This is a genomic window from Rhodomicrobium udaipurense JA643 (assembly GCF_000636015.1).
Lineage (GTDB): Bacteria > Pseudomonadota > Alphaproteobacteria > Rhizobiales > Rhodomicrobiaceae > Rhodomicrobium > Rhodomicrobium udaipurense.
Genome location: NZ_JFZJ01000040.1, coordinates 13,356 through 27,841, shown reverse-complemented (window position 1 = coordinate 27,841; position 14,486 = coordinate 13,356). Strand labels below are relative to the sequence as shown.

The following is a 14,486-nucleotide window of genomic DNA, read 5'->3' as shown; positions in this document are numbered from 1 at the left end:
TGGAAGACTATGTCTCTGACGATAATCCGGTCCGCGTCATCGAGACTTTTATCGACGAATCTGAACGCCCTCGGCTTCGAGGGCGTGGCGCCAGCAGCGATAGGGCGGCCTGGCTATCATCCGGCGGCGCTTTTGAAGATTTACCTTTACGGCTATCTGAAACGCATCCCATCGAGCCGCAGGCTTGAACGTGAGACCCAGCGCACATGGAGTTGATTTGGCTGATTGGCCGCTTGATGACGATTTCAAGACCATCGCCGATTTCCGTCGCGACAACGGAACTGCCATCCGGGCGGTTTGCACGCAGTTCGTTGCGCTATGCCGCCTGCTGAATCTGTTCCAGGCGATCGTCGATGGCAGCAAGTTCAAAGCAGTCAACAACCGGGACAAGGATTTCACGAGCGCAAAGTTCAAAAAAACATGGCGCAGGTGGAGGCATTCATCGCGCGCTATCTCGACGCTTCGAGGCTAGGATTTCCCTCTTTCTTCCATCGCGTTGATCGAGCGCAGGACAAGCCTCAGCTTCAGATCCATCCCCCGGGCGCCGCCCAGCGAACGAAGATGCAGGACTATCGCGCGCGGTTTCATGAGCGGCGGCGTCCCGCGCGGGCTTGATCCCCCGGGCACCGACTACCGTTGGCGTCGTGGCGTTGGTAACGACGCTAGCACGGGTGGATCATTGGCACGGCTGCCATGCACTGAAGGGTTTTACTTGGCGGTGCGGCCCGGAAGGAGAGGCGCACCCTGCGCGGGTTCTCAGCGACACGTCAGGAAACGCCGTCGGAGTTGAGCAGCCGTATCCTTCCCTGATCGGCTTGGCTCAATTCGATGGCCTTGTCGGTTGCGAAGTCGAGACCGTCAATCTCCTGAAGCGAACGCCCCGCGATGCCTTGCATGTCGCCATACATGCCCGCTGTCGCGTCGATAACGCCACGAATTTGTGCCTCACGCTTAGCCCACGCCTTTTGCATCGCTTTGCGTTCGCGTTCCAGGTCGGCTTGCATTTCGGCGAATTTCTCAACAATGGCCTCCACCCGATGTCTGAAACGGGGGCCGGTGAGATACTGATACATTGCCTCCATCTTGGACTGCTGTCCTTCGGCCGATTTGCGAGCGGCTGCGACTTCAATAAGTAAATGACGAACGGCTATCGCCATTGCAACTGCGCACTTGGGCGAAACCACCCAGATTCCATCGATCTGGCCAAAGGCTTCGACCGATTTCGGGAGCGCGTGACTGACGATGATCGCAGCATCCGCCTTGGCCACGCGCTGGTCGTCGCGCAGCTTTACGAGCCAACCGTCGCTCCAGTTTCGGGTTCGCTTCGATTCCCAAAGAATCTTGCCGCAGTCCTGCCCGAGCGGGGTCGTCACCTGCTGTATGGCATCGCCCCCGAACTCGCCCTTCGGCACCGGCGTGACGATGTCATGCGGAAAACTCGACCGCAGTAGCGCCTCCAGCTGCAACTCCTGCACTTCGCCCTGAAGTTGCTGCGAGCCCTGCTCGGCCTTGCGTTTCAACTCCTCGATCTGCTTCTGCATGGCGTGGATCGTCTGCTCACGTTCCTGCACCTTCAGAAGAAGCTGCTCCTCGGCTTCCTTCTTGGCACGAGCCTGAATTTCGGATTGCTGTGCTGCTACACGCCGCTCGATCGTCAAATCAAGTTCGCGGCGGGCATCCTCAAGCTCGCGCTCCTTGCGAACGGCGTCCGCCTGCGCTTTTTGCGCCTCGGCGAGCTTTGCTTCCTGCTCCCTGTTTCGAAGGTTCGCTTCATCGAGTTCTCGTGCCTTCTCCTGAAGGTCGATCAAAACGGCGGCCCGCGCCTTTCGGGCCTCCTCCTCGATGAGTTTCTTGCGCTCAGTCTTGAGGCGTTCCACAACTTCGGCCTCTAGTGCATCCTTCGCTTCGCGGATCTGATGTTGCTGGGCGCGGATCGCCGCTTCGCGCTTCAGAAAATCGACTTCCTTGCGTTGCACCAGTTCTTCACTCTCCGCGCGAATTTTCTGGAGAAGAGGTGCAGCCAAAGTTTCGGTCAGCTTGATTTCAGACCGGCAGTTCGGACAAACGATGGACGGTTCCACGTAACGCCTCTCCCTTAGGAATCAATGGAACAAAACATAAACTAAAAAGGATCGGATGGGAACACGCTAACAACGGCTGCGGTATTCGCCTTGTGGAAAACGTGGGACAAACTCTTTTTATTGTCGAATCGCGACAACGCAGACAGCGTCGCGCAAGCTTCGCCGATAAGTCTAAGCGCAACCGGTAGCATCTTTCGGATGTAAGCGCGTGATGTGCAGCTCTGGCTTATGGGAAAAGAAGTTTGGCCGCGATGGCGAGCAGTGCGCCGGTCGCGAGCCAGAGCGGCAGCGCGATGGGCCATCGGCTTGGCTGTGGCGACGTTTCGCGCGGCTTGTCGGGGTCGAGCGCGTCAACGATCTTCGCGCCGCGTTCGATCAGGTCCGGCGCCTGTTTGAGCGCGACCGCCAAAGCGCCCACGTTCGAAACAGCGTCGCGGATCTGCGCACGCGGCCCAAGCTGGCCGGTCAGCCATTCGCGGACGACCGGCTCCGCCGCGACCCAGATGTTGAGCTTCGGATCGAGCGAACGGGCAACCCCCTCCACGACAACCATCGTCTTCTGCAGGAGCAGGAGTTCCGGCCGCATCTTCATCTGGAACACTTCCGTGTTCTCGAAAAGCTGCGTGAGGAGGCGCGCCATGGAAATTTCTTCCGACGGGCGTCCCATGATCGGCTCACCGATGGCGCGCAGCGCCTGGCCGAAAGCCGCCACACTCTGATTGGCGGGCACATAGCCAGCCTCGAAGTGGATTTCCGAGGCGCGGTAATAATTTCGGGTGATGAAGCCGTAGAGGATTTCGGCGAGGAAGCGCTGTTCCTTGGGGCCGAGGCGTCCCATGATCCCGAAATCCACGGCGATCAGCGCGCCGTCCCGTGGGTCGACGAACAGATTGCCCTGATGCATGTCGGCATGGAAGAAGCCGTCGCGAATGGCGTGTTTCAAAAACGATTGGATGACAGTGAGACCGAGCGCCTCCATGTCGACCCCGGCCGCACGAACCGCCTCAATGTCGGTAAGAGGGATGCCGTCGATCCAGTCGAGCGTCAGCACGCGCTTCGACGTGCGCTCCCAGTCGACACGTGGCACGCGAAAGCCGACATCGCCGCTCTTCGCGATGTTATCGGCCATCTCGGAAATCGCAGCGGCTTCAAGGCGCAAATCCATCTCCAGTACGACGGACTGGGCGAGCGTGTCGACCGCCGCCACTGGCCGCAAACGCCTCATGGGCTGCGAGACACGCTCCGCCGTATGCGCCGCGAAATAAAAGCTTTCGAGGTCGCGTTCGAAGCGCTTCTCGATGTCCGGTCGAAGGATCTTGACAGCGACGGCGCGAGTGTTGCCGCCCGGCGTGCGCACGACCGCCTTATGCACCTGCGCGATGGAGGCTGCGGCAAGAGGCGGGCCGAACTCCACGAAAACGTCCTGCCAGCGCCTGTTGAAGGCGGCTTCGATCTCATGGTGAGCTTTGTCGACCGAGAACGGAGGCAACCGATCGCGAAGCGAGCCGAGCGCGTTGGCGAGATGAGGCCCTACCACGTCCGGGCGTGTCGCAAGAAACTGCCCAAGCTTGATATAGGTCGGCCCGAGCGCGCGGATCGCCTTCGCCAGCCGCTCCCCTCTCGCCTGTCGTTTAGCGGCGGTTTCCCGCTCGTCTGCGCGCAGGATGCGCAGCGGCGCGGGCAGCGTCACATAGTCGGGGACGAATCCCACGCCGTACCATGCGAGCGTCGCGCCGGCTTTCGTCAGTCGGTAGGTATTCCTGATGGCTTTGAACATGAGCGGGGGGTGTGGAATTGAATTATGTGCCGATTAGCACGTGCGAGGATTAATGTCAGGTTTTTGAATCGCCGCAGGTTGAAGTTTTCGCGGAGATTTCACCTTCGCGGGATGGCGGCGGACCTGCGACGAGAGGCGAGCGCGGCCTTTCGATGAGCCGAGCCGTTTCCACCGAACCGGATCACGTCACATGCCGAGGGTGACCTTGACGGGAGTGTGATCTGAAGGCTTGTCCCAGCTTCTCGGCGTGCGGTCAATCACGGCGGAGCGAAGCCGTGAAAACGCCTGTGGCGACAGGAGGATATGATCGATCCGGAGGCCGAGATTTTTTTGCCACGCGCCCGCCTGATAGTCCCAGAAGGTGAATTGCCCGCCGCCGGAGTTGCAGGCCTCGACCGCATCCGCAAGGCCGAGATTGAGAATGCGGCGGAACGCCTGCCGCGACTCCAGACGGAACAAGGCGTCTTCCGCCCACGCCGCCGGATTATAGACGTCGATGCCGCGCGGAATGATGTTGTAGTCGCCCGCGAGCGCGAACGGCTCCTCATACGAGAGCAGCGTTTCGACGTGCGCCTTGAACCGTGCGAGCCAGGCGAGCTTGTAATCGAGCTTCGGCGAAGCCACGGGGTTTCCGTTCGGCGCGTAGACCGACGCCACCCGAAACGCGCCGCCGCCCGGAAGCGACAGCACCGCCTCAATGTAGCGCGACTGCTCGTCGGTGTCGTCGCCGGGCAGACCGACGACGGTTTCGTCGATGGGAAACTTCGACAGGATGGCGACGCCGTTGAACGACTTCTGCCCGATAACGGCGCAATTATAGCCCAGATCCTCGAACGCGCCGCTCGGAAAGGCCTCCGTCTGGCACTTGATCTCCTGAAGGCACAGCACGTCTGGGCGTGCGCGCTTCAGCCACTGCACGGCGGCGCTCTCGCGCTGTTTGATGGAATTGACGTTCCATGTCGCGACGGTGAGCACGGCTTGTCAGATCGAGAAGGACGTGCCGCACCCGCACGAGGCGGTGGCGTTCGGGTTCGTGATCTTGAAGGACGAGCCCATCAAATCGTCGATGAAGTCGATCTCGGAACCCGCCATGAACGGCACGGACACGGGATCGATGACGACGCGGGCGCCGGATTTCTCGATCACGATATCGTCCTCGGCTGCCTCGGGCACGATCTCGAAATTATAGCTGAACCCAGAGCATCCGCCGCCTTGCACGCTGATGCGCAACGCATTCTCGCCCTGCGCGGACCCGACGATCTCCCGAATACGGTTGGCGGCACGCTCGCTCACGCTTATGTTGACTTCCGTGGTCATGACGATTGTTCGCCTCTCCTGAACCTTGACCTCAGTTTGGATGTTCGCGCGTCAATGTCAACCGCGCGGGGGGCCGAGAAATGCCCGCGACGAGACATCGGAGACGAAACCATGACGGAGCTTGCCCCTTACGCGGCCCATGCCGAGATGAGCGTCGGGCGGCTTCATTCGGAATCGCCGTGTCCCACGCGCGATGTCTATCAACGCGACCGTGATCGCATCGTCCATTCTACCGCATTCCGCAGGCTGATCCACAAGACGCAGGTCTTCATCTATCACGAGGGCGACCACTACCGCACACGGCTCACGCACACGCTCGAAGTGGCGCAGATCGCGCGCACGCTGGCCCGCGCGCTCGCCCTCAACGAGGATCTGACCGAGGCCATCGCGCTCGCTCACGACCTCGGCCACCCGCCCTTCGGCCATGCGGGCGAGGACGCGCTGAACGCGGCGATGGCGGCCATCGGCGGCTTCGATCATAACGCGCAAAGCCTGCGCATCGTAACGCTGCTCGAACACCGCTACGCTGCGTTTTGCGGCATGAACCTGACGTTCGAAACGCTGGAAGGCATCGTCAAGCACAACGGTCCGCTCGTCGCAGCCGATGGGCGCCCGGTCGCCCGCCACGCCGAAAGCGGCCTGCCGCTCGCGATCCGCGCCTACGCCCGCGAACAGGATCTGCGCCTCGATACTCAAGCCCCGCTCGAAGGTCAGATCGCGGCGCTTGCCGATGACATCGCCTACAACAACCACGACATCGACGACGGTTTCCGCGCCGACTATATCAGCGTGCGCGAAATGGAGGAAGTGCCGCTCGTCGCGCGGATGCTGGCGGAGGTGCGCGACCGTTACGTTGATCTTGCCGACGCGCCGCTCGTTTATGAAATGAATCGGCGCATGGTCGCGGCGATGGTGCAGGACGTGCTGGCGGAGACGCGCGCACGGATCGTCGCCGCAGCGCCCGCGTCCATCGAGGACGTGCGAACCTCGCCCGCGCCGCTTGCCCAGTTCTCGGATGGCATGGCGGCCAGCATCGCCGACCTGCGGCGCTTCCTTTTCGCGCGGGTCTACAAGCACCGCGACATCGTGAAGAAGATGACGGATGCGCAGGCGATCCTGCGAGAGCTTTACGATTATTTCGCCGCCAATCCGGCCGAGATGCACCTCGAAGCGACGCGCGTGGCGTCGCTTTCGGACGACACGGCGCGGCTTCGCGCGGCGGGCGATTTCGTGGCGGGCATGACCGACATGTTCGCCATCAAGGCCTATGCCGCGATCAAGAGCGGTTTCGCGAAAGGCGCGCTGCCGGGATAGCTGGTTTGCGCCCGAAACGGCTCCGTGCCGCTTCGAGCGCCATTTTCTACTCAGGCTTCGGCACGTCTTTCGTGCGGACCGGCAGGATCGGCATTTCTACGCGCGGCTGCTCGCCGGTCAGTGTCTTTAGGAAGGCCACGATCAGCTTCGTATCCTCGTCGGTCAATTTCTCGCCGAGTTGAGAATCGCCCATGACGGCGACGGCCTGCTCAAGCGACCACACCTGCCCACTGTGGAAATAGGGAGCGCGCAAGGCGACGTTGCGAAGCGGGGCGGCGCGGAACACATATTCATCCGACGCAGTCTTGCTGACGGCGAAGCGACCTTTATCCCCCAACGGCAGGATTTCCGCGCCGGGTTTCTGGATCACGCCGAACGGGTAATAGCCGTTGCCGCCGACATTGATGCCGTTGTGACAGGCCGCGCAACCCTTGTCCATGAACAGGCGGAGGCCTTTCTTCTCCGCTTCGTCAAAGGCGGTCTCGCTCCCTTCGAGGAACTGGTCGAAGCGCGCGGCGGGCGTGATGAGCGTGGCTTCGAAGGCTTCTATCGCCTTTGCGAAATTATCGAAGGTGATCGGCTCCTTCTCGCGGGGGAACGCCTTCTTGAACGCATCCACGTAACCGGGCATCGCGGAAAGCGTCGCTACGACATTGGCGGGCGTGTTGTTCATCTCGACGCTCGCCTGAACCGGGCCTTTCGCCTGAGCCTTCAGGTCTTCGGCGCGACCGTCCCAGAACTGGGCGATGTTGAATACCGAGTTGAGCACGGTCGGCGCGCGGCGCGGGCCTTTCTGCCAGCCGTGGCCGATAGACGTCGGCCCCGCATCCACGCCGCCGGTGCCGAGATTGTGACAACTGTTGCAACTGATGATCTGGCTGCGCGAAAGGCGCGGATCGAAAAACAGCATCTTGCCGAGTTCGACCTTCTCATGCGTGACCGCATTATCCTTAACGGCCGGAACGACGGAGGGAATTGGTTTGAAGACGGCATTTGCGTCGGCGCGCAAATCGTCCGCCGATGCCATCGTCGGCAGCATGAGGCCGAGCCCCAATGCCAATGAGAAAATTCTCTTCATGTGCCCACTCCTTTTTTGAAAGGCGGGCCCATTTCGCACCATTACGGCGCCGGGCTCATTGAGCGAGGTCAATGTTTAGAACGATTAAAAACAGAAGCTCAGTTTTCAAAGAGAGCACGTTCTTACAAAGTACGCGCCAGCCATTGCCCATGTCGTAATATTGCGCATCGCACACGCAGCACGCGAAGTTTTCCCGCAAAGCGCGCAAGATGCGCGTTAAAATGACGCAGCGCCATTTCGCAAAACCGCTCCCGCCCAGCCGCACGCAACTGCGTCCGCGTCGGTCCGCACTCGGGCATTTCGCCTTATCGTAGAATGTCTCGCTGCTTGACGCGCTTTCCGCGCGGCCGAAATCACACCTCGCCGCAAACGCCAAGAGGGCTTCCGCGTGGCACGGGCAAAACAACTGGAGCGATAAGCGAAGCGTCAATGCATCGGCGCGGGAATGCGCCTCAATTCGCTTCCTTGTAATGGTCTTGGCAGCGCGGAAGCAGGTTTCGCTCGTTCTTTGCGAGGCATGCCTTAAGATCGCGCAGGCGCTTGGCCTTGATGTCCTTGCAATACTGCTCCATGTCGAACTTGCACACGTCCCTGATCTTGTAGGTCGTCGTTGTGGCCTCGGCGTTTGTGGCCAACAGGCAAACGAGCGCGAAGACGGCGGCGCGTTTCATGGGCATCCCTCATCATAAGAATCCGCCAACGGATTACGCATCTGCTTGGGCAAAAGTTGGACCTGAGGCGCAGTGAATAATGGCGCACCGCGGCTGCCGGACGCGAGATCGCCATACCATGCGCGGCATGTCGATCGTCGTGTCCCGGCTCGCTTGCGGGGCGCGGAGGACAGCCGCTTCGGAGGCGCACGTAGCGCGGCTCCCAAGCGGCATGATCCCAGCGGGCGTTACTATTTCTTCTGTTCCTCGGCGGGCTTCTCATCGCCCGCTTTCTGCGGATGCAGTTCGGCCTGCACCTTCGCCAGCGCCGCCTGAAGCTCCTGCTCCGTCGCCGGCAGAACCTCGTTCCTGTAGGCGTCCATCTTGCCCACGGCGGACTTCGCGACCTCTGAGCCGTAGAAATCGGCGAGCGCCTTCAGTTCGTCGGCGGTGAACGTCTTCACCATCGCCTGCCGGATGGCCACCGACACCTTGCCGATGTCGAAATATTTGATCATCAGTGTCTTGAACTGCTCCTGCTGCTCGGGAGGCAGCGTCTCCGCAATGCCGGCGACGGTATCGGCGATCTGCGATTTTGGCGGCACGGCTGCGAGATAACGGTCGGCTTGCGCCTCGCGGTTCTGCGGCGTGTCGTCGAGCGCGAGAGCAGGGAGCGAAAACGGCAGCAAAACCGCCAGGAAGAGGAGGCGAGCGGCTAGGGCGGGCATGGTCGGAGTCCTTCGTTTGGGAGTGAAAGGGTCTGAACTCGGTTAGGAAACGCTACGTCACGAAGCCGGGGGCGACATAAAGCAATGTTTATGTCTTTATTGCTTTTCGATAGCACAAGGGATACGACTGCCCCAAACCATCTTGCCGCTGCGGCAAACAAGCCTGGGAGAAGCCTGTGTCGAACGATTTTCTTGTCAAAGATCTAAGCCTCGCGGACTGGGGCCGCAAGGAAATGGACATCGCCGAAACCGAAATGCCGGGCCTGATGGCCGTGCGCGAGAAGTTCGGCAAGGAACAGCCGCTCAAGGGCGCGCGCGTCGCGGGCTGTCTGCACATGACGATCCAGACCGCCGTCTTGATCGAGAGCCTTCAGGCGCTCGGCGCGGAAGTCCGCTGGGCATCGTGCAACATCTTCTCGACGCAGGACCACGCCGCCGCCGCCATCGCCGCGCGCGGCACGCCGGTGTTCGCCATCAAGGGCGAGACGCTCGACGAATACTGGGACTACGTGGACCGCATTCTCGAATGGCCGAACGGCGAAACCGCCAACATGATCCTCGACGACGGCGGCGACGCGACGCTGATCGTGTTGCTCGGCGCGGAAGCCGAGACGAACCCGGCGGTGCTCGAAAACCCGCATAGCGAGGAAGAAGCGAGCCTCTTCAAGACCATCAAGGCGCGCCTCGCAAAGACGCCCGGCTGGTATTCCAAGGTGAAGGCCAACATCAAGGGCGTGTCCGAAGAGACGACGACCGGCGTGCTGCGCCTCTACCAGATGGAAAAGAAGGGCACGCTCGCCTTCCCGGCCATCAACGTGAACGACAGCGTCACGAAGTCGAAGTTCGACAACCGCTATGGCTGCCGCGAAAGCCTCGTGGACGGCATCCGCCGCGCGACCGACGTCATGATGGCGGGCAAGGTCGCGGTGGTGTGCGGCTATGGCGACGTGGGCAAGGGCTCGGCGCAGTCGCTGCGCGGTGCTGGCGCGCGCGTGGTCGTAACGGAAATCGACCCGATCTGCGCGCTTCAGGCGGCGATGGACGGCTTCTCGGTGCAGACGCTCGACGACGTGGCCGACAAGGCCGACATCTTCGTGACGGCGACCGGCAACAAGGACGTCATCACGCTTGAGCACATGCGCAAGATGAAGGACATGTCGATCGTTTGCAACATCGGCCACTTCGACAACGAAATTCAGATCGCCAACCTGAAGAACTACAAGTGGACGAACGTGAAGCCGCAGGTGGACATGATCGAGTTCCCCGGCGGGAACCGTATCCTGCTCCTGTCCGAAGGACGCCTCGTGAACCTCGGCAACGCAACGGGCCATCCGAGCTTCGTGATGAGCGCGTCGTTCTCGAACCAGGTGCTCGCGCAGATCGAGCTTTGGACGAATGTCGGCAAGGGCAAGTATGAGAACAAGGTGTATGTGCTGCCGAAGCATCTCGACGAGATGGTCGCGCGCCTGCACCTCGCAAAGCTCGGCGTGCAACTGACGCAGCTCTCGAAGGAACAGGCCGACTACATCGGCGTGCCGCTCGAAGGGCCGTTCAAGTCCGACCTCTACAAGTATTGAGAACGCTGCGCCGCGCATTGTCGCGGCGTGCATTTTCTACAGGCGACGCGCGAGCAGCGCGTTGCCTTTTTTGTTGGCGGGATCTCGCGGCATTCGGCGTTCCGCTTCGATCCGCGCTCAAAAAGCCCCGACCGACTTCAGGCTGAGATGGCCGTCGCGGCCGAGGATGATATGGTCGTGCACGGTCACGCCAAGCTTGCTTCCCACCTCCGCGATTTCCTTCGTCATCTCGATATCGGCGCGCGACGGCGTCGGGTCGCCCGACGGGTGGTTGTGCGCGAGAATCACCGCCGATGCCGACAGTTCGAGCGCGCGCTTCACCACCTCGCGCGTATAAACCGACGTGTGGTCGATGGTGCCGCGCGACTGCACCTCGTCGGCGATCAGCTTGTTGCGCCGGTCGAGGAACAGGATGCGGAACTGTTCGCGATCCTCGAATGCCATGGCCGAGCGGAGATAATCGAGAACCGTCGACATGGCGGCGAAAATCGGCCGCTTCTTTACCTCGCCCTGCGCCGTGCGCAGCGCCGCCGCCTGCACGACTCGGAACTCGGTGACGACGGCTTCGGTCACGCCCTCCACTTCGAGCAGCCGGTCGCGAGGGGCGTTCATAACTTCACCGAACGAGCCGAACCGCCCGAGGAGTTCCTTCGCGAGCGGCTTCACATCCCGTCGCGCGATGGCGCGGAAGAGCACGAGTAATGCGGTGTGGGACGCGGAGGCTGAGGCGGTGGGACGCTCGCGCCCGCTTCAAGGGAGAGGAGCTCGAACAGGGGGCTTTCTTCGAAGCAGTTCGCCATGGGGGATGCACAACGCCACGCAAAACGGAAACGCACTTTCAACTGAACGAATAAACATGAGATTTTATGAAAAGAAAAGGGGCATTTGAGGCATTTTGCGAGGTTCGCGCCCGAGGCTCCCGCGTTTTGCTCCACACGGGCAAACGCGACGATACTTTTATCGAGCGCGGCCGTCATCGCCGACAGCCCAACATCTACCGCGCTCGCTTCGCCTGCGGTCGGCGCGGGTCAGGCGCGGATGAGCGTCGGCGCCGGCGCCTTCTTCGAGGGGCGGTGCTTGAGGAAAAACGGCACCACGTCCTCGGCCTTTTCAACCACGATGTAGCGTGTATCGAGGCCGGGCCGAATAAAAAGCTGCTCTCGCATGCGGTCGAACATCGCCAGCAGCAGATCCCAATAGCCCGCCGTGTTCACGATGAACACCGGCCTGTCGTGGTGGCCGAGCTGCGTCCAGGTGAGTTGCTCGACAAGTTCTTCCAGCGTGCCGACGCCGCCCGGCAGGGCCACAAACCCGTCGGACAGGTTGAACATGAGCATCTTGCGCTCGTGGAAGCCGCTGGTGACGTAGCGCTCACTGATGGTTTCGAGCGCGTTCTCGATCTGGAGGAGAGAGGCCGGTATGATGCCGGTGACGTGGCCGCCATGATCGATGACGGTCTGCGCAACCGTGCCCATCATGCCGTTACCGCCGCCGCCGTAGACAAGGCCGATCCGCGCCTCGGCCATCGTGCGACCGAGCGTTCTCGCCGCATCGAGAAATCGCGGATCGAGCCCGGAACCCGAGCCGCAATAAACACACAAACGCTTCATTTTCTCTGCTTTCATACCGCCGCCGTCTTCACATCCTGAGCGTGTCTTTCCATGAGCTTACCAGCGCGGAACTTGCCCGCCGCTTAAGCCGCGGGCCTCGCCTGACACGGAAGTCCGCTTATATGGAGAGAAGGCGCCGCCGCAACCATACACCCGCCGAAGCTAGAAGTTCCGGCTTCACCGTCAACGAGGCCTTTTTTGCATCACCACGCATCGCGATCCGTCCCGCCCGAAAAGCACGGCAAGACAGACCATAAAGCCATTTTCCGGTATCTTTTGCCCTTCGCGTGGCCGAAGGGCCGTGCCGATCTCAAGGCCAGGCTTGTACTGGCGGCGGTGGTGCTCGTGGCGGCCAAGGTCGTGACCGTCTTCATGCCCGTCACCTACAAATATGCGATCGACGCGCTGACGGCCATGCCCAAGACGGACGGGGCGCAAGCGGCGTGGACGTTGGCGGCGGTGCCGCTTTTCATGACGCTCGCCTACGCTGGCGCTCGGATTGCGATGACCGGCTTCCAGCAGCTTCGCGACGTGCTGTTTGCGCCTATCGAGCAGAACGCGACGCGGATGCTGACGACAAGCGCCTTCCGTCATGTGCACGACCTGTCGCTTCGCTTTCACCTCGACCGGAAAACGGGCGGCCTCACGCGCGTCTTCGACCGGGGCAAGATCGCGGTCGACCTCATCATCCGCATGGGCGTGTTGAACCTCGTGCCCACGATCCTCGAAGTGCTGTTCGTGTGTCTGCTCTTCGGCTTTTACTTCGGCTGGACTTTCGTGGCCATCGTGCTGGGGATGATCGTAATCTACACGTGGTACAGCATCGCGGTCAGCGAGAAGCGTATCGCGATCCGGCGCGAATATATCGAGGCCGACACCGATGCGACGACGAAGGCCGTCGACAGCCTTCTCAACTACGAGACGGTGAAATATTTCGGCAACGAGCGCTGGGAGGCGGACCGTTTCGACCGCTCGATGCAACGCTACGAGCGTGCGAGCATCAAGACCGCGACTTCGCTCGCCGCGCTCAACTTCGGCCAGACCGTCATCTTTACGGTGGGCATGGTGACAGCAATGGCGCTATCGGCGCACGGCGTGGCGACGGGCGCGATGACAGTCGGCGATTTCGTGCTCATCAACGCGGTCTTCATCCAGCTCTATCAGCCGCTCAACCTGATGGGCGTCATCTATCGCGAGATCAAGCAGGCGTTCGTCGATATCGAGGCGCTGTTCGAACTCATCGGCCAGAAGCCGGAGGTGAAGGACAAGCCGGGCGCGAAGCCGCTCATCGTGGGCGCCGGCGCGATCCGCTTCGACAACGTCACGTTCAGCTACGATGGCGTACGCCCGATCCTGAGAGGCGTCGATTTCGAAGTGCCACCCGGACATATGGTGGCGCTTGTCGGGCCGTCCGGCGCGGGCAAGTCGACGATTTCGCGGCTGCTTTACCGCTTCTACGACGTGAAGACGGGGCGCATCACCATCGACGGGCAGGATGTGCGCGATGTCACGCAGGAGTCGTTGCGCGCCGCCATCGGCATCGTTCCGCAGGATACGGTGCTGTTCAACGATACCATCGAATACAACATCCGCTATGGGCGCGTCGACGCGACGGACGCCGAAATGCGCGAGGCCGCGCGTATGGCGCAGATCGACGGCTTCATCAAGCAACTGCCGCTGGGTTACAAGTCGATGGTCGGCGAGCGGGGGTTGAAACTGTCCGGCGGCGAGAAGCAGCGCGTCGCCATCGCGCGCACGATCCTCAAGGGACCGCCGATCCTCATCCTCGACGAGGCGACGTCGGCGCTCGACAGCTTTACAGAAAAGGAAATCCAGGCGGCGCTCGACAGCGTCGCGAAGGGCCGCACGACGCTCGTCATCGCGCACCGGCTTTCGACGGTCATCGGCGCGGATACGATCCTCGTGCTCGACAAGGGCCGCATCGTCGAGCGCGGCACGCACGCTTCGCTGCTCGAAGCGCGGGGGCTTTACGCGGCGCTGTGGACGCGTCAGCAGGAGGCCGAGGAGGCGCGGCGGAAGCTCGCCGAGATGGTCGAAGAAGGCGCGCTGCCGACCGTGGAGCCGAATGCGAGCGGCGCCGCTGTTCCGGCGCACATGCGGGAAGTGCAATCCCGGCGGAGTTGTGACCTGGAAGAAACAGGGGACGACAAGGCCGTCGCATCAAGGACTTAGGGACAGGAGTACACCGCTTATCCACAAGCTGTTCACGCTGCGGCTGCGGCTTGCTACAAACACACGCTTGCGTTGCATTTCCGTTAATGCCACAGCTTTTACCAGTAACGTGTAAAGCTTCTCTGTGGCAACGTAAGCGGGAAAGTTATGTCAGTTGTAAA

11 protein-coding genes and 2 pseudogenes are annotated in these 14,486 nt (G+C 61.5%); 4 read left to right on the top strand and 9 right to left on the bottom strand.

Translation table 11 applies throughout. The annotated features are described in order from the left end of the window. Positions 1 to 462: pseudogene (locus T281_RS19875) on the top strand (transposase); the annotation flags it as partial. A 305-nt stretch (positions 463 to 767) separates the two neighbouring features. On the opposite strand, the gene T281_RS08020 reads toward T281_RS19875, so the two are convergent. The 4 genes from T281_RS08020 to erpA form a co-directional block, all read right to left on the bottom strand. Further along, entirely contained in the window at positions 768 to 2,081 is a 1,314-nt protein-coding gene (locus tag T281_RS08020; protein WP_037236963.1) for a DUF2130 domain-containing protein, read from the bottom strand. 226 nt (positions 2,082 to 2,307) lie between these two features. After that, positions 2,308 to 3,858, bottom strand: a complete 1,551-nt coding sequence (gene ubiB / locus T281_RS08015) for a 2-polyprenylphenol 6-hydroxylase (RefSeq protein ID WP_037236961.1) — start codon at positions 3,856 to 3,858, stop codon at positions 2,308 to 2,310. Positions 3,859 to 4,044: 186 nt separating this feature from the next. Continuing rightward, on the bottom strand, positions 4,045 to 4,833 hold the full coding sequence (gene xth, locus T281_RS08010) for an exodeoxyribonuclease III (protein WP_037236960.1): 789 nt from the start codon (positions 4,831 to 4,833) through the stop codon (positions 4,045 to 4,047). A gap of 6 nt (positions 4,834 to 4,839) precedes the next feature. Further along, positions 4,840 to 5,175: an iron-sulfur cluster insertion protein ErpA gene (gene erpA / locus T281_RS08005; protein ID WP_037236959.1), complete on the bottom strand. Its 336-nt coding sequence runs from the start codon at positions 5,173 to 5,175 to the stop codon at positions 4,840 to 4,842. A gap of 111 nt (positions 5,176 to 5,286) precedes the next feature. Here erpA and T281_RS08000 point away from each other — a divergent pair, with 111 nt between their 5' ends. Continuing rightward, on the top strand, positions 5,287 to 6,489 hold the full coding sequence (locus T281_RS08000) for a deoxyguanosinetriphosphate triphosphohydrolase (protein WP_037236958.1): 1,203 nt from the start codon (positions 5,287 to 5,289) through the stop codon (positions 6,487 to 6,489). 46 nt (positions 6,490 to 6,535) lie between these two features. On the opposite strand, the gene T281_RS07995 is transcribed toward T281_RS08000, so the two are convergent. The 3 genes from T281_RS07995 to T281_RS07980 form a co-directional block, all read right to left on the bottom strand. Beyond that, positions 6,536 to 7,567, bottom strand: a complete 1,032-nt coding sequence (locus T281_RS07995) for a cytochrome-c peroxidase (protein ID WP_037236957.1) — start codon at positions 7,565 to 7,567, stop codon at positions 6,536 to 6,538. Between the two features lie 452 nt (positions 7,568 to 8,019). Then, positions 8,020 to 8,238 (bottom strand): hypothetical protein, encoded by a 219-nt coding sequence (locus T281_RS07985; RefSeq protein ID WP_155955162.1) that lies wholly within the window; start codon positions 8,236 to 8,238, stop codon positions 8,020 to 8,022. A 230-nt stretch (positions 8,239 to 8,468) separates the two neighbouring features. After that, positions 8,469 to 8,945 carry a DUF2059 domain-containing protein gene (locus T281_RS07980; protein ID WP_037236954.1) on the bottom strand — a complete coding sequence of 159 codons (477 nt, stop codon included), beginning with the start codon at positions 8,943 to 8,945 and terminating at the stop codon, positions 8,469 to 8,471. 176 nt (positions 8,946 to 9,121) lie between these two features. Here T281_RS07980 and ahcY point away from each other — a divergent pair, with 176 nt between their 5' ends. Beyond that, a complete protein-coding gene (gene ahcY, locus T281_RS07975) occupies positions 9,122 to 10,522 on the top strand; it encodes an adenosylhomocysteinase (RefSeq protein WP_037236952.1) in 1,401 nt (466 codons plus the stop codon). 117 nt (positions 10,523 to 10,639) lie between these two features. Here the strand turns inward: ahcY and radC are convergent. Next, a pseudogene (gene radC / locus T281_RS07970) lies at positions 10,640 to 11,221 on the bottom strand (RadC family protein); the annotation flags it as partial. A 329-nt stretch (positions 11,222 to 11,550) separates the two neighbouring features. Beyond that, complete coding sequence (locus T281_RS07965; protein ID WP_037236972.1) at positions 11,551 to 12,132, bottom strand: LOG family protein; 582 nt, start codon at positions 12,130 to 12,132, stop codon at positions 11,551 to 11,553. A gap of 198 nt (positions 12,133 to 12,330) precedes the next feature. On the opposite strand from T281_RS07965, the gene T281_RS07960 reads away from it, so the two are divergent. Next, positions 12,331 to 14,325 carry an ABCB family ABC transporter ATP-binding protein/permease gene (locus T281_RS07960; RefSeq protein WP_037236949.1) on the top strand — a complete coding sequence of 665 codons (1,995 nt, stop codon included), beginning with the start codon at positions 12,331 to 12,333 and terminating at the stop codon, positions 14,323 to 14,325. Positions 14,326 to 14,486 lie beyond the last annotated feature (161 nt).